Consider the following 18090-nt stretch of genomic DNA (forward strand, 5'->3'; position numbering starts at 1 on the left):
GCCGACATCGGCCGCTACCTCCAGTGCGGCGGGCAGCTGTAGATGTACGCGGCCGCGATGGAGGCTGGATGAGTCCGCAGTCGGGGCGGTGACCGCCGTGGTGTTGCCCGCGGGGGGCCGCCGCCTCCTACTTCCGCGCGCGGCCGGCTGATCTGTGCCTGCTGGAGCGGGCGGTGGCCGTTCAGGTGCTGCCCGGGGGCCGACCGGAGATGGTGCTGCCGGCCGTCGGCCACCCCCGCAGCGGCTACCTCTCCTACACCGACCTGGGGGCCGCCCCGCCCCTCGCCGACGACATCGCCATCGAAAGCCGGTGCTACGGATACTCGCCGGCCGCGATCGCCCGGCACATCGTGTGGGTGCGGGCGAGGAAGGAGGCACGGTGATGCGGGTCAGGCCGTACGGTCGAGGAAGTCCGCCACCACCGGCACCTGGTGGTGGCCGACCAACTTGGATCGCAGGTCGGTAAGTGTGCTGCTGCCTCGGGCGGAGGTGACGCCTCCCATGTGGGTGACGGCGCGGTGTGCGGTGTCCACCGCGCCGTCGAGGTCGTCCAGGGCAATGCGTGCCTCCGCTTCCCTGGCCAGATAGATTGCCGCACCTCGGGGGAAGGCGTCTTCGCGGTAGGCGTCGCGGAGTTCGGCGGTCGCGGCCTCGAACTGTCTCAGCGCGTCAGCGGGCCGGCCGAGGTTGAGGGCGCAGGATCCGGAAAGCATCCGGAGTTCGCCGAGGTTCACCCAGTAGACGCAGTCGGGTTCTTCGGCCGGGTCTTGGCTACGGGTGCGGTCGTAGGCGTCGATGGCGGCGTTCTGGGAACGTGCGCTGGCGCGGTGGTCGCCGGCCTTGGCGTGGGCGCGGGCGGCGCGGGCGTGGAGCATCGCCCGCAGGCGCGGGGAGCCGACGGTGCGGCCGTGGGTGAGGGCGTGGTTGGTGAGGTCGGCGGCGCCGTGTGGGTCGCCGGTCGAGTAGCGCTGGATCGCCCAGAAGGCCAGGGTGTTGGCGGTGACGACCGGGTCGCCGGCGGATGCGGCAGCCCGCAGGGCGGTGACGTAGAACTCTTCGGCCAGGGCGTGGCGGCCGGAGTCGTAGGCGGTCCAGCCGCAGATACGGGCGGCTTCGGCAGCGCACGAGTAGAGGCGGCGGCTGACCGCTTCGGTGTAGGAGGCGTCCGCGAGGGTGTGGGTGATCAGGCGTAGTTGTGCGCGGGCGGCGGTGTGGACTTGGCCGCTGCCGAATTGGTCGTCCTGGCGGCGGAGCAGGGCCAGGCTCTTTTCGAAGAGTTCGGGGACGTCGGCGCCGATGCGGCGTCCGGCGGTGGCGGTGGCGGTGGCGGTGGGTGCGGTGGCGGCCTGGGCGAGTACGGGGGCCAGACCCCCGACGACCAGGAATGCTCTGCGGTCCATCTGGCCTCCCACGGTGGCGACATAGTCAAGGAGCTGGGTGGCGGTGTGCGGGTTCCACGGGGCGTTGAGGAGGTCCTGATTGCTGACGCACGCCAGGGTCAGCCAGTGGGGCCACGAGCGGGCGGTGACTTCTGCCTTCGGCACACGGTGGATGGCTGCCATCGCCAACTGGACCGTGTGCTCGGGCACGACACCGTGCCGAATCCAGCGGGTGACCCGCTTGCGGTCTTTGACTGTCAGCGCACCGAATCCAAGGTGCTGGTGCATCGCGTCCAGGCGCGTGAGGTATTGCAGGGCCGACCAGCGGTTGGCGCGCAGTAGGTAAGCCAGCGGGTGTACATCCAACTCGTCAACGCCCACGCCCACGGTGATCTCCCCGATGAAGCCGTCCGGTGAGCCTATGGTCCCGCTCCCGCAGGTTTCCCTACCCGCGTTTGCCGAACGTGGTAACACCTGGGCATAGCGCGGGCACAGGCGGGCGGTTCCGCTGCGGCCGGCGGGGCGCGATGGTGGGAGCACCCCGAGCGGTTCCGCTGGGGGAACCGGATCAGATGAGGAGGTAGCCCGATGGATGCTTACACCCCGCCTGTGGTCGAGGACGCCGGCCGTGTCACTGAGGTGACGCTCGGCAACAAGAACTTCGACACCGCCGACGAGAGCAACTACGTCAAGGACGAGAACGACTGACGTCCGACGACGCCGGCATGGGCCGGGGCTCGGCCTGGCGAACCCAGGCTGGGCCCCGGCCTTCTCATTCCACCCAGCAAGAAGGAAGGGCAGCACGATGCGGTGGTGTGCAGGAACGATCCCAGGGCGCAGCGGCGCGGTAACCCGCCCGTGTGCGGGCCGGGAAGTGCCGGGCTTGCCCGGAGCATGGTCCGTGGGCTGGGCGAAAGACGCGGTGCGGGCCGTGGAGAGCGACAGTGCCGCCCTGGCGGTGATCGGGGCGTGCGGGGCTACAGACGGCCAGCTGCGGCGGTCGCTGGCGGCGGTGCGCGCGAAACGGTGGCGCGAACTCACCACCTGGCCAGGCTCCTCCCTCACGATCGCCCGCACCGGGACCACGTGGGCAGTCATCGGGGACCTGGCCACGCAGCACCCGGTGTACTGGCGGATGCTGGAGGGCCGCGCGTGGTGGGGCACCTCCGCCATAGCCCTGGCCGCCCTCGATGACGCCCCCGTCGATCCGCTCGCCCTGGCCGCGCGCCTCGCGTTCGGGCAACCCGACGTCCTCGCCGACCGGTCGCTGTCCCGCGAGGTGCGCCGCGTGCCCGGCGGCCACCTCCTCCTCATCGAGGACGGGGTGCCGCGCACCGACCGGTACGAGCCCACCGAGTACGACCCGGTCAGCCTGCCCGACGGCGCTCCGGCGGTCCGGGCGGCGCTGTCCCTGGCCGTAGCCGCCCGCATCGACGGTCGGCCCGTCTCCGCCGACCTCGCCGGTGTGGACTCCACCACCCTGGTGTGCCTGGCCGCCCAGCACACCACCATCCGGGCCATCACCCACACCCACACCCTGCTGCGTAACGACGACATCGACTACGCGCACCGCACCGCAGCCGCCGTCGGTCTCAACCACCGGGTGGTCGAGGGCGACGACCGCACCCTCTACTACAGCGGGCTGAACGACCTCCCGGGTCTGCCGGCCACCGACGCCCCGACCGCCTACACGGTCACCGCCCGCATGAAGCGTGCCAACCTCACCGCGATCCCGGCCGGTGCTGTGCACTTCGCCGGCACCGCTGGCGACACCGTGCTGTCCGCGCCCGGCGCGTACATCGCCGATCTGCTGCGCCGCCGCGCCTACCGCACTGCCCTCTCCCACGCGCAGGCGCGCGCCCGCGTCGCGCACACCTCCCTGTGGACGATCCTGGGCCGCGCCCGGCCCTCCTCCCGCCTCACCCTGGCCGGCTGCTGGCGCCAGCACGCTGCCGAACTCCGGCGCCCGGCACCACCGTGGGCGCACAACCCGCAGGCGTCCTACATCTGGACGCCGAAGCTGGCCACGGCAGATTGGATGACCGGGGCCGCCCGCAACGCCCTGGCCCAGGCGCTCGATGACGCCGCCGACCACACCGACGATCACCCCGCCCAGCTGGTCACGTGGCTGGACCGCCAGGACATCGCCAGCCTGGGAACGGACATCGCGGGATGGCAGGCCCTGGCCGACCCGCACGGCGTGGAACTCGCACACCCGTACCTAGAGAACGAGGTGATCCGCGCCTGCCTGTCCGTGCCGCCCGAACAACGCGCCACCCCAGGGACGTACAAGGCGCTGGTGGCCGCTGCGTTTCCCAACGGGCCCGTACCCGACTTCGTTCTGCAGCGGCGCACGAAGGGCATCTTCAACGGCGTCTCACACGCCGGCCTCCAGCGCAACGCCGCCACGATCTCTCACCTCCTGGGCCCGGCGTCCCGCTTAGGGGCACTCGGGCTGATCACCCCCGAACCCGTCGCCGACGTGATTCGCCGCTCCCTCGCCGGCCAGCGCGCGCCGCACGGCTCCCTGCACCTGGCCGTGGCCACTGAGGTGTGGCTGCGCCAGCTCGAACAGCACACCGACTGGTGGGAGGCTCGCCATGTGGCAGCTGCGTGACCGCGTGCACCCTGTCCTGACCGATGATGGCGGCGCGATCCTGGACGAACGATCCGGCCGCTGGACTCATCTCGTACCGACCGCCGCAGCGGCAGTCATGGCCCTGTGTGCCTGCACCACCATGGAGCAGGCCGCCCGCCAGTACGCCACCCGCTACGGACTGACCACCGACCACGCCACCGCCGACATCACCACCGTGGCCGACGCCCTGGTGGCGGCCGGCATCGCCACCACGAACCCCCGGCCGCGCCGCTCCTGGTGGTGGTCGCGGTGACCACCACCGAGACCTACCGCACCATCCGCACCGGCACCCTCGCCGAACGCTGCGCCGCCCGCGCCGGCCTCCTCCTCGCCCTGGTGCTGCTGCGCCTGCCCTTCCGGTGGACCGCCCGCGCCGTGCGCTGCGCCCGGGTCGTCGGCCGCCGCTCACTCACCCCGGCCGCCGGCGAAACCCTGGTCGAGGCGGCCCGGTACAGCGGGCGGCGGTGGCCGGTCCGTATCGCCTGCATGGAAACCAGTCTGGGCGCGGTGCTGGCGGCGGCGCTGCTGGGGCGGCGCCTCACCTGGTGTCTGGGTGCCCGCTTCGCGCCGCCGCCGGTCGCCTACCACGCCTGGGCCGAAGTCCCCGGGCACGGTCCGGTGGGCGAGTACACCACCGGCGGATGGCACCACCACACCGCCCTGTCCATCTGACCCGCGCTGACCCGTGACCTTCACCCGTCCGGGTCAGTTGGGCACACGAGTTCCCACCGATCTCTGAGGAGTAGCACGTGACGTCCGCCGTCATCACCACCGAATCCGTGGAGCAGGCCGCCGCCACGGTGCCAGAGCAGCACTACACCCGCAACCACGAGCGGGGCGCGACCATCCACACCACCGCAGCGGCGTTCGTTCACCGCGATGTTTCCAGCATGGACATCGCCCCCGGCATGAACGTGCTGGAGATCGGCACCGGCTCCGGCTACTCCGGCGCCCTCCTGTCCGAACTCGTCGGCGAGAGCGGGCACGTGACCAGCCTGGACATCGACCACTACCTCACCCGCTGGGCCAACGCCATCCACCACGGCCAAGGCCGCACGAACGTGCGGTGCATCACCCAGGACGGTACTGCGCCACTGCCCGGCACCGGCCGCTTCGACCGCATCGGCGCCTGGTGCACACCGCCGCTGTTGCCCCGGGAATGGGCGGACCGCATCAACGACGGGGGGCTGATCGTCGCCGCACTGCCCGTGGTGGAGCTGCCGGACATCACCGTCGTCGCAACCGTGCGCGTCACGAACGGGGTGCCCGAGGTCGTCGCGACGGCGCCGGGCACGTACATCGACGCCACCAGCTCCCCCAAGCGCGACGTCCGGGTTCCGGACCGGTGGCTTGACTGGGAGTACCGCCACCCCGAGCCCGCGTGGATCTCCGTAAACTGGCGGGCCGACGACGACTGGCGCCACACCGCCGCCCGCCGCACTCTGGACCGGATCATCACCCCCGGCCTGACCGATGTCGCATCGCTGCCGGAGTGGGGGCAGTTCCGGTTCTGGGCCGCTGCCGGCAACGACGTAGCCGGCCTCACCCTCGCGTCCCTGCCCGGCGGACAGCTCGCCATCGGGCACTCAACACCGGACAGCATCGCTGTGGTCACCAAGGACGGCCGGTTCCTGGCGGACAGCCCGGACTCGGCATCCGTCGCCATCCTCCAGTCCTGGATGTCCGCATGGACGGCCGCAGGCACCCCCCATTGGTCCATCCACACCCCCCACCTCGTAGAGGTCGAGTCCGGATGGCGCCTGCGGCTCAGCCGCACCTCATAGGAAGCCGCTCAACGCCAGCAGCACGCCAGAGGGCCCGGTACACCGCCCAGCGTGCGGGGCTTCGTCGTGTTCATCTGCGGGTGGCCGGTGCGGTGGTGCCGGGCGGGGCCGCGTCGCCCGCATCGTCGCGGAGCAGCGCCATGGTCTGGCGCTGGGACAGCTCGTGCTCCTTGCCCGGCAACAGGGACACGTGCAGCATCTCGAAGCCGGTGGCCGAGACCCGGCCACTGCGTTCGCCGGTGCGCCACGGCAGCAGCCCCGCGCGGCCGGCGCGCAGCAGCAGCTGGTCGGCGGAGGCCACCGCCGTCAGCGCGATGACCAGCCCCGGCAGGGTCATGAGAACGATCAGCTCCATGCCACATCCTTCCGCCGCCGCCACTGTCGCACCGCCCACACGGCGGGCACCAGGGCCAGGACCACCACGGCCCCGGTGGTGAGCTGCCAGGCGGGGACGCCGAACCAGTGCAGCAGCCGGTCGTCGTAGTACACCCTGCGGAACTCGGTGTCCTCGGCCGTGCGGCGCAGCACGTGGTCGCCCTCGATCAGTCCCGGCCGGGCGAACTCCTGGCGGATCACGGTGAGGAAGGCGTCCTCGCCCGCCAGGTCGCGCAGGGGACCGGGCGCGGGGGTGAGGCGGCCGGCGAAGGTGACCTCGGGCTGATCGCCGCCGAGGGTGGAGGCGGGCTCCATGCGGTGGCCGGACAGCACGTAGAGGGTCAGCAGCTGCTCGGTCTCGGCCAGCCGCGACAGCCGCATGGGGTAGACGAGTTCGTCGGAGGCGAAGGTGAGGCTGATGGGGTCAAGGGTGCCGCCCAGGACCGCGTCCTGCTCGCCGGCCGCGTCCGGGGCGAGCCGCAGCGCCACGTACTCCCACTCCTGCTCGACGTAGGGGGTGAGTTCGGCGGCCATGTCCGCGGGGAGGGTGAAGCCGTTCTCCCGCAGCCAGTCCTCCAGCGCGGTGGGGTCGGTGGCGGTCAGCCGGGCGACGTCGAAGGGGCCCAGGCGGTCCCGGCTGACCACCCCCACGGGGGGTGCGCCCGTGCCGGGTGCCGCGCCCGCCATGGCGCCGTCGCCCTCCTCGCCGCGCGGCCAGTCGCCCGAGCGCGGCCAGAAGTAGAAGCGGTCGCGGTACTCGGGGGCGGCGGCCGACCACAGTTCGTCGAACAGCCCGGGGTCGCCGAGGGAGACCTCGGCACGGCTGGGCACCGGCATGATCCAGGCGGCCTCGGCGGCGTCCCCGGCCACCGTGAGGCTCATGACGATCTGTTCGGTCTCGCCGTCCCAGCGCACCGCCGAGGTCTCCTGCTCGACCGTGAGCCGCTGCCCGGGCCCGGTGACCATGCCGCCGCAGCCGCAGGCGTACGCGGGCCAGGCGACGGCGACCAGTTGGGTGGCCAGCAGCAGCAGGACGAGCAGAGCCGATCTGCGGGCCGTGGTCCGGGCCGGTGCACGGGCCGGTGTACGCATGTCTCCCCCTCGGTGGTGCCTACAGCGCGCGGGCGGCGGCGCGGCCGGCCGCACGGCCGGAGAACAGGCAGCCGCCCAGGAACGTCCCCTCCAGGGAACGGTATCCGTGCATGCCGCCGCCGCCGAAGCCGGCCGCCTCGCCGGCCGCGTACAGGCCGGGCAGCGGTTCGCCGTCCTCGCCCAGGACCCGGCCGCCGAGGTCGGTGAGCAGGCCGCCGAGCGTCTTGCGGGTGAGCAGGTTCAGCCGGACGGCGATCAGCGGGCCGGCCTTGGGGTCGAGCAGCCGGTGCGGGGCGGCCACCCGGATGAGCTTGTCGCCGAGGTAACGCCGGGCCCCGTGCACGGCGGTCAGCTGGAGATCCTTGGAGAACGGGTTACCTATCTCGCGGTCGCGCGCCTCGATCTCGCGGCGCAGCAGGGCCTCGTCGATCAGTCCGTCGCCGGTGACGCCGTTCATGCCGCGGGCCAGGGCGGCCGGGTCGCGGGCGACGACGAAGTCCGCGCCGTGCTCCAGGAACGCGCGCACCGGGGCCGGGGCGCCCGCTCGTGCCCGCCCCAGGACCTGGCGCACGCTCTTGCCGGTCAGGTCCGGGTTCTGTTCGGAGCCGGAGAGGGCGAACTCCTTCTCGATGATGCGCTGGGTGAGCACGAACCAGGTGTGTTCGTGTCCGGTGCGCATGATGTGTTCGAGGGTGCCGAGGGTGTCGAAGCCGGGGAAGAGCGGCACGGGCAGCCGTTTGCCGGTGGCGTCCAGCCACAGCGAGGACGGTCCGGGCAGGATGCGGATGCCGTGCCGGGCCCACACCGGATTCCAGTTGTGGATGCCCTCGGTGTAGTGCCACATCCGGTCCCGGTTGACCAGGCGCGCGCCGGCCCGTTCGGCGATGCCCAGCATCAGGCCGTCGACGTGCGCGGGCACCCCGGTGAGCATCCGGCGCGGGGCGGTGCCCAGCCGCTGGGGCCAGTGGGCGCGCACCAGTTCGGGGTTGCCGCCGATGCCGCCGGTGGTGATGATGACGGCCTGGGCGCGCAGTTCGAAGGCGCCGGCCACCTCGCGGCTGCTGGCCGCCCCGCGCGGCACGGAGTCGGGGGTGAGCACCTCGCCGGTGACGGTGTCCACAGTGCCGTCGGTGGTGGCCAGTGCGGTGACCCGGTGCCGGAAGCGCAGGTCCACCAGCCCGGAGGCCGCGGCCTCCCTGACCCGGCGTTCGAAGGGGGCGAGCAGGCCGGGGCCGGTGCCCCAGGTGATGTGGAACCGGGGTACGGAGTTGCCGTGGCCGCCGGCGTCGCCGCCGCCGCGCTCGGCCCAGCCGACGACGGGGAAGAAGCGCACCCCCTGGCCGTGCAGCCAGGCGCGCTTCTCCCCCGCGGCGAACTCGGTGTAGGCGCGGGCCCAGCGGCGCGGCCACGCGTCCTCCTCGCGGTCGAAGCCCGCCGTGCCCTGCCAGTCCTGCCACGCGAGTTCGTGGCTGTCGCGGATGCGCAGCCGGCGCTGCTCGGGTGAGTTGACGAGGAACAGGCCGCCGAAGGACCAGTGGGCCTGGCCGCCCAGGGACGCCTCGGGTTCCTGGTCGAGGAGGATCACCGTGCGGCCGGCCGAGGCCAGTTCGGCGGTGGCGACGAGTCCGGCGAGGCCGGCTCCGATCACGATCACGTCGGCGTCGTACGCCATGCCTGCCCCGCCCCATCGCCTCGGCCCCGGACTGGCTTCAGATCTTGGGTGCCCGGCGGGCCGCCGTCAACCTTCGGTGCGTGCCCTACTGAAGGGTGACCCGGTGTACGGCGTCGCTGCCGGGGCCGTTGGAGGTGGACAGCCACAGGGCGTCGCCCGAGGGGGTGGTGAGGACGGTGCGCTGCCGGCCGACTTCGCCCTGGTAGTACGCCTGGGGGGTGCCGGTGTCGGTGCCCTCCACCGGGATGCGCCACAGCCGCTGGCCACGCAGCGCGGCCATGTAGAGGGAGCCGTCCGCGTAGGCCAGGCCGCTGGGGGATGCCTCCGCGGTGGACCAAGTCTCCTTGGGGTCGGTGAACCCCTCGCGTCCGCAGACGCCTTCGCACTCGGGCCAGCCGTAGTTGGCGCCGGGCTCGATGAGGTTCAGTTCGTCCCAGGTGTTCTGGCCCAGTTCGGAGGACCACAGGCGTCCTTCGTCGTCCCAGGCCAGGCCCTGGGCGTTGCGGTGGCCCAGGCTGTAGACGGGGGTGCCGAAGGGGTTGCCGGGGGCGGGGTCGCCGTCGGTGGTGATGCGCAGGATCTTGCCCTCCAGGGCGGCGGGGTCCTGGGCGAGTTGCGGGTCGGCGGCGTCGCCGGTGGTGGCGTAGAGGTGGCCGTCGGGCCCGAAGGCGAGCCGGCCGCCGTTGTGGATGCTCGCCTTGGCGATGCCGGTGAGGATGGTCTCGTAGCCGCCGAGGGTGTCGCCGTCCCAGGTCAGCCGGGCGATGCGGTTGTCGCTCGCGGCGGTGTGGAAGACGTACAGCGTCCGGTCGGTGGCGAAGCCGGGGGAAACGGCGAGGCCCAGCAGTCCGCCCTCGCCGCCGTGCACGACGTCGGGGACGGTGCCGATGACCGTGCGGGTGCCGTCCGGTGCGAGGTGCACCACGCGGTGGGTGTCGCGTTCGGTGTACAGGGCGGAGCCGTCCGGCAGCCAGTCGGCGCCCCAGGGCATCGACCAGCCCGCGGACAGTTCCTCGATGCCAGCGGGCGCGCTGAACGCGCCGGGCGGCGTGGCCTCCCCGGGGCCGGTGGCCGGGGCGCTGCTGGTGGGGTTCTCGTCGGGGGTCTCGGTGGCGCAGGCACCGCCGGCGGTCAGCAGTGAGACGGTCAGTGCCGCGACGGCGGTGAGGACGGTTGTTCTGGCCCGGTGGGCGCGCATGGAATCTCCCATGTCCCTGGTGAGTACGGCAGTTCGAACCAGCCCCCACGGCGCTCCCGATCAGATCATCGGCCGCGCGCACCGTCAATGGGGCCGCCCCGGCGGCGCCGGGGCGTTGACAGTGGTGAGGGCCGTCAGCATGCTGGGCGGATGGCGGAGCCGCGGATCTTTACGTCGGTCGATGAGCTGCGGGGCGCGTCCGGCGCCCACTTGGGGACGAGTGACTGGCTGGAGGTCGACCAGCGGAGGATCGATCTGTTCGCCGAGGCGACGGGCGATCACCAGTGGATCCATGTGGATCCGGAGCGGGCGGCCGGTGGCCCGTTCGGCTCGACGGTCGCGCACGGCTATCTCACGCTCGCCCTGCTGCCCGAGTTCGTGCGCCGGCTGATCCGGGTGGAGGGGACCAGGCTGGCCGTCAACTACGGGGTGAACCGGGTACGGTTCCCCGCCCCGGTGCCGGTCGGCTCGCGGCTGCGCGGCACGGCGGGGATCCATGAGGTGGTGCAGGTGCCGGGGGACGGGGTGCAGCTCACCCTCACGGTGACGGTGGAGCGCGAGGGCGGGCACAAGCCGGTGTGCGTGGCGGAGACGGTCACCCGGTACTTCCTCTGACGCCGGGCCACGACCGCTTCCCGTGCGCGGTCGCACGCTCCTTCCCAAGGGTGACATCGCACTGAAATTCTTACCCAATGGTGTGATATTGGGTCAGAATCGGGCGGACCCGTGCGCCGATGCGCCCTGCCACCCGTGCCCCCGGCTGTGAGACCAAGAAGGCATGACGGAACGGCGCGGCCCCAATGACCAGCTGCGAGCCCTGCTGCGGGAGGCCGGCTGGACACAGGCGGACCTGGCCCGCGCGGTCAACGCCCTCGGCGCCGAGGCCGGCACCGCGCTGCGCTACGACCGCACGGCCGTCGCGCACTGGCTCTCCGGCACCCAGCCCCGGCACCCCGTCCCCCAGCTGATCGCCGAGGCGCTGTCGCGGCGCACCGGACGGCCGCTCACCGTGCGCGAGGCCGGCTTCCCCGGCGGCCCGCCGCCCGCCGCCGGCCCGCAGGCCGCCCAGCGGGCCGGCCCCGTACCCCGCTTCGCCCAGCTGTGCCGCACGGACGCGGACGGCGGACGGCGTGCCGCCCTGCTGCGGCAGCGTCCCTACCGGGTGGCGGACGCCGCGGTACCGCAGCCGGTGCCCGGGCCCCGGCCGCCCCTGCCGGAAGGACCGCCCACCGAGGCCACCCGCGCGCTGTACGAGGCGACGGTGTTCTTCGCCACCGCGATGCGCTCCCACGGCGGGCGGCACGCCCGCGGCGCGCTCGCCCTGCATCTCGCCGAGGACGTCGCCCCGTTGCTGGCCGTGCCGGGGCGGCCCCCGGCCACCCGCGCCGAACTGCTCACCGGCGCCGCCCGGCTGGCCTTCGTCCTGGCCCGGATGTATGAGGACGGCCAGCGGCACGGGCTCGCCCAGCGGTACTTCACCAGCGCCCACCAGCTGGCGGGCGAGGCCGGGGACCGGGCCACCTGGAGCGTGGTGCTGCGGGCGATGAGCGGGCAGGCGCAGCGGCTGGGCCAGCTGCCCTCCGCGCTGCGGCTGGCGGAGGCCGCCGCTCGTACCGCCCGCTGGGCGCCGCCGGCGCAGCAGTCGTACATCCAGGCGCAGCTGGGCGTCGTGCTGGCGCACTGCGGGGACCGGCGCGGCGCCCTGCGGGCGCTGGTGCGGGCCGAGTACGCGGGGCAGCGGGCGGAGGAGCGGGGGCCGGGGGCCGGGGGCCCGTTCGACAGTTATCCCCGCTGGTGTCTGCTGTACCAGACCGCGCTGACGCTGGAGGCGCTCGGCGATCTGCCGGGCGCGCTGGCGGCGCTGCGCCGCGGGGCGGTCGAGCGGCCCGCCGCCGATGTCCGCGGCCACGCGCTCACCCAGGCGAAATGCGGTCGGCTCCTGCTGCGCGCGGGGCATCTGGAGGAGGCGTGCGCGGCCTGGGAGGCGTTCGTGACCGGCCGGGAGCGGCTGCGCTCGGGCGATGTGGAGCTGGCGCTGCGCGCGATGCGGCAGGTGCTGCGCCCGTACCGGGGCCGGCCGCGGGTGGCCAGGCTGCTGGCGCGGTCCGGGCGGCCGGCCGGGGAGGGCGGATTCTGAACAAAGGATTCACCACGGGAACCGGTCCGGGTGGTTGACTTGCCCTCCTTCGATTCCTACGGTCTCTCACAGGAATGATCGTCGGGACCGATGGACGGGAGTACGCCATGGGCAGCGGACAGCGAACGACGGTGGCGGCCGGCGACGGGATCCGCTACTCCACGGGCTTCGGCAACGAGCACTCCAGTGAGGCCGTCCCCGGCGCCCTGCCCATCGGCCGCAACTCCCCGCAGCGCGCCCCGCTGGGCCTGTACGCCGAGCAGCTGAGCGGCAGCGCCTTCACCGAGCCGCGCGGCGCCTCGCGCCGCTCCTGGCTGTACCGCATCAGGCCCTCGGCGGCGCACCCCCCGTACACCCGGATCAGCCAGGGTGCCCTGCGCGGGACGCCGTTCGACGAGACGGTGCCCGACCCGAACCGGCTGCGCTGGGACCCGCTGCCCGAGCCGACCGCCGGCACCGACTTCGTCGCCGGGCTGTGGACCCTGGGCGGCAACGGGGACATCCGGCAGCGCTCCGGGATGGCGGTGCACCTGTACCACGCCAACGCGTCCATGCGGGACCGGGTGTTCGGCAACGCCGACGGCGAACTGCTGATCGTCCCGGAGCGCGGCACCGTGCTGCTGCGCACCGAGTTCGGCGTGCTGGAGGCGGGCCCCGGGCACATCGCGCTCATCCCGCGCGGGGTGCGCTTCCGGGTGGAGCTGCCGGACGGGGCGGCGCGCGGGTACGTCTGCGAGAACTACGGCCGCCCCTTCGTCCTCCCGGACCTCGGCCCCATCGGTGCCAACGGCCTCGCAGCCGCCCGGGACTTCGAGGCGCCGGTGGCCGCCTACGAGGACGTCGAACGCCCGGTGGAGGTGATCACCAAGTTCTGCGGCCATCTGTGGGCGGCCGTCCACGACCACTCGCCGCTGGACGTGGTGGCCTGGCACGGCAGCCATGTGCCCTACCGCTACGATCTGCACCGCTTCAACGTCATCGGCTCGATCAGCTACGACCACCCCGACCCGTCCATCTTCACCGTGCTGACCTCGCCCTCGGACACCCCGGGCCTGGCCAACGCCGACTTCGTGGTGTTCGCGCCTCGCTGGCTGGTGGGTGAGGACACCTTCCGCCCGCCGTACTTCCACCGCAATGTGATGAGCGAGTACATGGGCCTGATCGAGGGCGCCTACGACGCCAAGGCCGAGGGCTTCGTCCCGGGCGGCGGCTCGCTGCACAACATGATGTCGGCGCACGGTCCCGACCGCGAGACCTTCGAACGGGCCAGCGCCGCCGAGCTCGTACCGGCGAAGGTGGCGGACGGCCTGGCCTTCATGTTCGAGACCCGCTGGCCGGTGACGCTGAGCGCGGCGGCGGTCGGCGAGCACCGTCCGCAGCATGGATACGACAATGTGTGGGAGGGTCTTCAACGGCACTTCACCGCCTGAGCCCCCCAGTTCCCGGAGCGCGCCGTGACCGTCTTCGCCCCCGACTCCCTCGAACTGAACCGCAAGCTGCCCTTGTGGTATCAGGTCTCGCAGTCGCTGCGGGCGTCCATACTCGGCCGCCCGCCGCAGGCACCGCTGCGGCTGCCCACCGAGGAACAGCTGGCCGAGCACTACGGAGTGTCCGTCCTCACCATGCGGCAGGCGCTCAAGGAGCTGGAGCTGGAAGGGCTGATCAGCCGGCACCGGCGGCGCGGCACCTTCATCGAACCGGCGGCCAGGCCGGGTTCACCGGTGCGGCTGCTCGGCTCGGTGGACGCCATCGTGGCCCAGCAGTCGGGCGAGACCACCACCTTGCTCGAACACGGCCCGGTGCCGGTCCCGGTGGAGGTGGCGCCGTACTTCCCCGGCCTCGCCGAAGTCGTCGCCTTCCGGCGGCTGCGGTATGACCGGGAGAGCGGAGACGCCGCCAACTGGGCGGAGAATTTGCTCCACCCGGAGGTCGCCGCGCGCATCCGGCCCGAGGATCTGGAACGCTGGCCGATGACCAGGGTGCTGCGGGACGTCGCGGGAGTGACGGTGGGTCGGATCGCCAACACGGTTCAGGCACGGCTGGCTGACCCGACCACCTCGCAGCTGCTCGCGGTGCCGCTGCTGAGCCCGATCCTGCACATCACGGGGGTGGTGTACGACGAGAACGGACGCACCGTGGATGTCGCGCGCATCCACTACCGGGGCGACCGCTTCTCCTTTGCCGTATCGGTGGACTCCTCCCCCGAGTGACGCGTGAGAGACCAGGCGGCTGGTACGGAAGTGACGTTCCGTATCAGCCGTGACTGCCGAAGAGCGTGCGCCGCAGCCTCCGCAGCGGGGTGAACAGCCGCACCCGGGCACCACGCGTGGTGGTGTTCCTGGTGGACTGCCGATCCCGCGTCGTCAGCTCGCGCATCAGCATGGTGGCCTCTTCGGTCTCGCGCGCCGGCACGGCAGGTCCGGACAGCACGCTCAGATGGCGTTCCAGGCGCGTAGAGCTTGCGCCGCTCCCGCAATCGATCGCAGGCACTCGGGGCCTGCCGCGTGTTATCTGCTCCATGACTCTCCCACCCGTACGAGGGCACCCGGTCCGGGCAGAGTAACCCTAACGCCCCCCGAGTGCGCGTGGGTATCCCGGTCCCAGCTTTCACCTTTCCCCACAAGGGTGTTGACGAACATCGTCCTTGCACGCTTTTGCGTCAGAAATCCGGGTGCGCACCGGGCCGGCGCGGGCAATCATGGCGGGCATGACTCCCGTTCCCCCGACCGCCCGACCCCCAGAGGAGCCCGCCCTGCCCGTCACCATCACCGACAGCACCGCGCCCGCCGACATCGTCGACATGCTGCTGGTCAGCGAATTCGCCTCGGGACGGCTCCCGTACGCGCGCAGCCGCCGGCTGGAAAAGGTGCGCAGGCACCACCTGCTGGTCCCCGACGGTGCCGAGGTGCACCGCACGGTGCGCGGCGACGACACCTACGCCGTGCTGGCGAGCGGGCCTGGCTGGATGCTGCGTTCGCGGCGCTGGACGTACGGCGCCCAGGTGACCGTGATCGCCGAAAGTGATGAACTCGCGCAGCAGGTCCTCAAGCAGACGGTCACCGGTGCCGAAGCGCCGCCGGACCCCGATCCGGGGAACGTGACCATGGGCTTCTGGCACTTCTCCCCCGGTGGCCGGGGCGCGGTGCGCACCACCCGGCGGATCGCGGCGGAGAGCTGGGAGACCGTACGCCCCGGGTACTCGGCGCCGGTGGCGCGGGCCATGGACGACCTGATGGGGGTCACGGCCGCCGATGTGGCCGGCCGGCTGCTGCTGCTCCACGGGCCGCCGGGCACCGGCAAGACCTCGGCGCTGCGCACCCTGGCCCGTTCCTGGCGGGAGTGGTGCCAGGTGGACTGCGTGCTGGACCCCGAGCGGCTGTTCTCCGAGGTCGGCTATCTGATGGACGTGGTCATCGGGGACGACGAGGAGGACGAGGACGGCGGCGAGGACGAGCTGCGGTACGAGGAGGAGCCGGCCGGGGAGGGGCAGCGGGCGCGGCGGGACCGCTGGCGGCTGCTGATCCTGGAGGACTGCGACGAGCTGATCAGGGGCGGCGCGAAGGACGCGGCGGGCCAGGCGCTGTCCCGGCTGCTGAATCTCACCGACGGGCTGCTGGGACAGGGCCGCCGGGTGCTGGTGGGCATCACCACCAACGAGGATCTGGAGCGGCTGCATCCGGCGGTGGTACGGCCCGGGCGCTGTCTGGCGCGGATCGAGGTGGGGCCGCTGACCCGCCCGGAGGCGGTGGCGTGGCTGGGTACCGAGGAGGGGGTGCCGCGTGCGGGGGCCACACTGGCGGAGCTGTACGCGCTGCGCCGGGGCACCGCGCCCACGGCGGTGGCGCCGCTGCCCTCCCGCGCGGAGGCGGGGCTGTATCTGTAGGGCCTGCCGGTTGTCAGTGGCCGTTCGTAGGGTGAGGGACATGGTGAGGAACGGGGAGCCGCGGCCGGGAGAGGCTCTCGCGGCGGAGCTGGCGGCCAGGGCCGCGCGCGGTGAACGGCTGAAGTACCTGTACTTCTGGGGGCACCGGCCGCAGCGGGACGGCAGCGTGGGGGCGGGCTGTCTGAGCCAGTGGTGGCCGGCGCCGTTCACGGTGGCCGGGGAGACCTACGCCACCGCCGAGCACTGGATGATGGCGGGCAAGGCGCGGCTGTTCGGGGACGAGGAGGCGCGGGCGGGGGTGCTGGCCGCGGGTCATCCCCGCGACGCCAAGGCCGCGGGCCGCACGGTGCGCGGCTTCGACGAGGAGCGCTGGCGCGCGGAGCGGTTCGCCGTCGTGGTGGAGGGCAGCGTGCACAAATTCGGGCAGCATCCGGCGCTGCGGTCCTATCTGCGGGGCACCGGGGAGCGGGTGCTGGTGGAGGCCAGCCCGGTGGACCGGATCTGGGGCATCGGGCTGGCGGCCGACGATGCCCCGGCACAGGACCCGGCCCACTGGCGTGGGCTCAATCTGCTGGGTTTCGCGCTGATGGCGGCGCGGGAGCGGCTGCGGGCTCCGCAGCCGTAGCCGCCGGTACGGGTCCGGCCGGGGTCTTCGGCCTGCGGGCGGCGGAGGCCAGGGTGCTGACGAGCAGCGCCACGGCGGCGACGGCGAGCATGGCGTGGCGCAGGCCGGTGTGTTCGCCGAGCAGCCCCAGCAGCGGGGGCCCGGCGAGGAAGGCCAGATAGGCGATGGTGGCCACGGCGCTCACCCGGGCGGCGGCGTGGTGCGGGCTGTCGCCGGCGGCGGAGAGGGTGACGGGGAAGCCGAGGGAGGCGCCCAGGCCCCACAGCACCACGGCGGCGGCGGCCAGTGCGGGATGCGGGGCGAAGACGACGACGAGGATGCCGATGGCGGCCAGGACGGCGCTGCCACGGACCACGGCGACCCGGCCGAGCCGGGCGAGCACGAACTCCCCGCCGAACCGGCCGGTCGCCATGGCGGCGGCGAACAGAGTGTAGACGAGCGAGCCGGTGGTGGCGTTCAGCTCGTAGCCGTCGACCATGATCAGCGGCAGCCAGTCGTTGGCGGCGCCCTCGGCCAGGGCCATGCCGAGCACGATCGCGCCCAGCATGAGGGTGCGCGGTTCGCGCCACACCGCGAGCCGTTCCGCCCTGGTCAGGCGCGGCTCGTCGGTGGAGGCCGCGCCCTCGCGGCCCGTTCCGGCGGGCAGTTGCCGTACCGCCCAGGCGGCGGCCGGGGCGCACAGGGCGGTCACCAGCCACAGATGCCAGGCGACGGAGAAGTCGACGGCGGTCAGCGCGATGCCGGTGGCGGCGCCGACGACGGTGCCGGCGCTGAAGCAGCCGTGCAGGGCGGGCAGCACGGAGCGGGACAGGGCCCGTTCGACGGCGGCGCCCTCGATGTTGACGGCGATCTCCATCAGGCCGCTGCCGGCGCCGAAGATCACCAGGGCGGCGAACACCAGCCAGGCGGAGCCGGTGGCCGCGCCGATCCCCACCAGCAGGGGGCCGAGCAGCAGAACGCCAATGCCGGTCGCGGTGACGGGCCGGCCGCCGAAGCGGGCGACCAGCTGCCCCGAGCTGAGCACTCCCGTCATGGCGCCGACCGAGAGGCCGAAGATGACCAGGCCCATTCCGGCGGTGGAGGCGCCGATGGCGTCACGGATGTCGGGGGTGCGGGTGATCCAGGACGACATGGAGACGCCGACGATCACGAAAAGGACGAAGAGCCCGGCGCGCCAGCGGCGGATGTCGCTGAGCGGCTGCTCCTTCCTGCTGGTCATGAGGTCCTCTCGCAGGGACGTTCGAGTGATGCCGGTGCCCGGTCAGGCTGTCACGCGGCGCCGGAAACCGGCAAGATCCCCCGGTTTC

At 72.9% G+C, this 18090-nt stretch carries 19 protein-coding genes; 12 read left to right on the forward strand and 7 right to left on the reverse strand.

Going from position 1 to position 18090, the window contains the following annotated elements; genetic code table 11:
* Positions 1-173 precede the first annotated feature (173 nt).
* Complete coding sequence (locus tag ACTFAP_RS02955) at positions 174-383, forward strand: hypothetical protein (protein WP_495683343.1); 210 nt, start codon at positions 174-176, stop codon at positions 381-383.
* Positions 384-389: 6 nt separating this feature from the next.
* Here ACTFAP_RS02955 and ACTFAP_RS02960 read toward each other — a convergent pair whose 3' ends face one another.
* Complete coding sequence (locus ACTFAP_RS02960) at positions 390-1766, reverse strand: NsdA family TPR-like regulatory protein (RefSeq protein ID WP_500468153.1); 1377 nt, start codon at positions 1764-1766, stop codon at positions 390-392.
* Positions 1767-1967: 201 nt separating this feature from the next.
* Between ACTFAP_RS02960 and ACTFAP_RS02965 the strand changes: the two genes are divergently transcribed.
* The 5 genes from ACTFAP_RS02965 (at position 1968) to ACTFAP_RS02985 (ending at position 5801) form a co-directional block, all read left to right on the forward strand.
* The gene (locus tag ACTFAP_RS02965) at positions 1968-2087 is read left to right on the forward strand and encodes a lasso RiPP family leader peptide-containing protein (protein ID WP_500468154.1); all 120 of its coding nucleotides are present in this window, start codon (positions 1968-1970) and stop codon (positions 2085-2087) included.
* A gap of 193 nt (positions 2088-2280) precedes the next feature.
* Positions 2281-3996, forward strand: coding sequence for an asparagine synthase-related protein (locus ACTFAP_RS02970; protein ID WP_500468155.1), 1716 nt, complete (start codon positions 2281-2283; stop codon positions 3994-3996).
* Positions 3980-4270 (forward strand): PqqD family peptide modification chaperone, encoded by a 291-nt coding sequence (locus ACTFAP_RS02975; RefSeq protein ID WP_500468156.1) that lies wholly within the window; start codon positions 3980-3982, stop codon positions 4268-4270. Before ACTFAP_RS02970 ends, ACTFAP_RS02975 begins: the two co-directional genes overlap by 17 nt.
* Entirely contained in the window at positions 4267-4689 is a 423-nt protein-coding gene (locus ACTFAP_RS02980; protein WP_500468157.1) for a lasso peptide biosynthesis B2 protein, read from the forward strand. Before ACTFAP_RS02975 ends, ACTFAP_RS02980 begins: the two co-directional genes overlap by 4 nt.
* Positions 4690-4766: 77 nt before the next feature.
* Complete coding sequence (locus tag ACTFAP_RS02985; protein WP_495683349.1) at positions 4767-5801, forward strand: fibrillarin-like rRNA/tRNA 2'-O-methyltransferase; 1035 nt, start codon at positions 4767-4769, stop codon at positions 5799-5801.
* A gap of 70 nt (positions 5802-5871) precedes the next feature.
* On the opposite strand, the gene ACTFAP_RS02990 is transcribed toward ACTFAP_RS02985, so the two are convergent.
* From ACTFAP_RS02990 to ACTFAP_RS03005, 4 genes are all read right to left on the reverse strand, one after another.
* Positions 5872-6156 (reverse strand): DUF6191 domain-containing protein, encoded by a 285-nt coding sequence (locus ACTFAP_RS02990; RefSeq protein ID WP_500468158.1) that lies wholly within the window; start codon positions 6154-6156, stop codon positions 5872-5874.
* Positions 6147-7268, reverse strand: coding sequence for a DUF2330 domain-containing protein (locus ACTFAP_RS02995; RefSeq protein ID WP_500468159.1), 1122 nt, complete (start codon positions 7266-7268; stop codon positions 6147-6149). Before ACTFAP_RS02995 ends, ACTFAP_RS02990 begins: the two co-directional genes overlap by 10 nt.
* Positions 7269-7287: 19 nt before the next feature.
* Positions 7288-8940 carry an FAD-binding dehydrogenase gene (locus ACTFAP_RS03000; protein WP_495683352.1) on the reverse strand — a complete coding sequence of 551 codons (1653 nt, stop codon included), beginning with the start codon at positions 8938-8940 and terminating at the stop codon, positions 7288-7290.
* An 85-nt stretch (positions 8941-9025) separates the two neighbouring features.
* Complete coding sequence (locus ACTFAP_RS03005) at positions 9026-10138, reverse strand: PQQ-dependent sugar dehydrogenase (protein WP_500468160.1); 1113 nt, start codon at positions 10136-10138, stop codon at positions 9026-9028.
* Positions 10139-10288: 150 nt separating this feature from the next.
* Between ACTFAP_RS03005 and ACTFAP_RS03010 the strand changes: the two genes are divergently transcribed.
* The 4 genes from ACTFAP_RS03010 to ACTFAP_RS03025 all read left to right on the forward strand — a co-directional run bounded on the left by ACTFAP_RS03010 (position 10289) and on the right by ACTFAP_RS03025 (position 14485).
* A complete protein-coding gene (locus ACTFAP_RS03010; RefSeq protein ID WP_495683354.1) occupies positions 10289-10753 on the forward strand; it encodes a MaoC/PaaZ C-terminal domain-containing protein in 465 nt (154 codons plus the stop codon).
* Between the two features lie 163 nt (positions 10754-10916).
* Positions 10917-12275, forward strand: coding sequence for an NsdA family TPR-like regulatory protein (locus ACTFAP_RS03015; RefSeq protein ID WP_500468161.1), 1359 nt, complete (start codon positions 10917-10919; stop codon positions 12273-12275).
* A 107-nt stretch (positions 12276-12382) separates the two neighbouring features.
* Positions 12383-13705: a homogentisate 1,2-dioxygenase gene (gene hmgA, locus ACTFAP_RS03020; protein WP_500469384.1), complete on the forward strand. Its 1323-nt coding sequence runs from the start codon at positions 12383-12385 to the stop codon at positions 13703-13705.
* A 24-nt stretch (positions 13706-13729) separates the two neighbouring features.
* Positions 13730-14485, forward strand: coding sequence for a GntR family transcriptional regulator (locus tag ACTFAP_RS03025; RefSeq protein ID WP_390120032.1), 756 nt, complete (start codon positions 13730-13732; stop codon positions 14483-14485).
* 43 nt (positions 14486-14528) lie between these two features.
* Here the strand turns inward: ACTFAP_RS03025 and ACTFAP_RS03030 are convergent, their stop codons facing one another.
* Positions 14529-14795, reverse strand: coding sequence for a hypothetical protein (locus ACTFAP_RS03030; protein WP_390120035.1), 267 nt, complete (start codon positions 14793-14795; stop codon positions 14529-14531).
* 178 nt (positions 14796-14973) lie between these two features.
* On the opposite strand from ACTFAP_RS03030, the gene ACTFAP_RS03035 reads away from it, so the two are divergent.
* A complete protein-coding gene (locus ACTFAP_RS03035; RefSeq protein WP_495683356.1) occupies positions 14974-16158 on the forward strand; it encodes a DUF5925 domain-containing protein in 1185 nt (394 codons plus the stop codon).
* 40 nt (positions 16159-16198) lie between these two features.
* Entirely contained in the window at positions 16199-16783 is a 585-nt protein-coding gene (ybiA, locus tag ACTFAP_RS03040; protein ID WP_500468162.1) for a riboflavin biosynthesis intermediates N-glycosidase, read from the forward strand.
* Here the strand turns inward: ybiA and ACTFAP_RS03045 are convergent.
* Positions 16722-18002, reverse strand: coding sequence for an MFS transporter (locus ACTFAP_RS03045; protein WP_500468163.1), 1281 nt, complete (start codon positions 18000-18002; stop codon positions 16722-16724). The two genes, ybiA and ACTFAP_RS03045, sit on opposite strands and share 62 nt — an antisense overlap.
* Positions 18003-18090 lie beyond the last annotated feature (88 nt).

It is taken from the genome of Streptomyces sp. PH9007 (assembly GCF_059813725.1).

What these genes read in the sequence shown, in the direction of transcription:
- ACTFAP_RS03010 (WP_495683354.1), top strand. Translation starts at nt 10,289, where the DNA reads ATGGCGGAGCCGCGGATCTTTACGTCGGTCGATGAGCTGCGGGGCGCG.
- ACTFAP_RS02990 (WP_500468158.1), bottom strand. Translation starts at nt 6,156, where the DNA reads ATGGAGCTGATCGTTCTCATGACCCTGCCGGGGCTGGTCATCGCGCTG.
- ACTFAP_RS02965 (WP_500468154.1), top strand. Translation starts at nt 1,968, where the DNA reads ATGGATGCTTACACCCCGCCTGTGGTCGAGGACGCCGGCCGTGTCACT.
- ACTFAP_RS03015 (WP_500468161.1), top strand. Translation starts at nt 10,917, where the DNA reads ATGACGGAACGGCGCGGCCCCAATGACCAGCTGCGAGCCCTGCTGCGG.
- ACTFAP_RS03035 (WP_495683356.1), top strand. Translation starts at nt 14,974, where the DNA reads ATGGCGGGCATGACTCCCGTTCCCCCGACCGCCCGACCCCCAGAGGAG.
- ACTFAP_RS02975 (WP_500468156.1), top strand. Translation starts at nt 3,980, where the DNA reads ATGTGGCAGCTGCGTGACCGCGTGCACCCTGTCCTGACCGATGATGGC.
- ACTFAP_RS03005 (WP_500468160.1), bottom strand. Translation starts at nt 10,138, where the DNA reads ATGCGCGCCCACCGGGCCAGAACAACCGTCCTCACCGCCGTCGCGGCA.
- ACTFAP_RS03000 (WP_495683352.1), bottom strand. Translation starts at nt 8,940, where the DNA reads ATGGCGTACGACGCCGACGTGATCGTGATCGGAGCCGGCCTCGCCGGA.
- ACTFAP_RS03030 (WP_390120035.1), bottom strand. Translation starts at nt 14,795, where the DNA reads ATGGAGCAGATAACACGCGGCAGGCCCCGAGTGCCTGCGATCGATTGC.
- ACTFAP_RS02995 (WP_500468159.1), bottom strand. Translation starts at nt 7,268, where the DNA reads ATGCGTACACCGGCCCGTGCACCGGCCCGGACCACGGCCCGCAGATCG.
- hmgA (WP_500469384.1), top strand. Translation starts at nt 12,383, where the DNA reads ATGGGCAGCGGACAGCGAACGACGGTGGCGGCCGGCGACGGGATCCGC.
- ACTFAP_RS03045 (WP_500468163.1), bottom strand. Translation starts at nt 18,002, where the DNA reads ATGACCAGCAGGAAGGAGCAGCCGCTCAGCGACATCCGCCGCTGGCGC.
- ybiA (WP_500468162.1), top strand. Translation starts at nt 16,199, where the DNA reads ATGGTGAGGAACGGGGAGCCGCGGCCGGGAGAGGCTCTCGCGGCGGAG.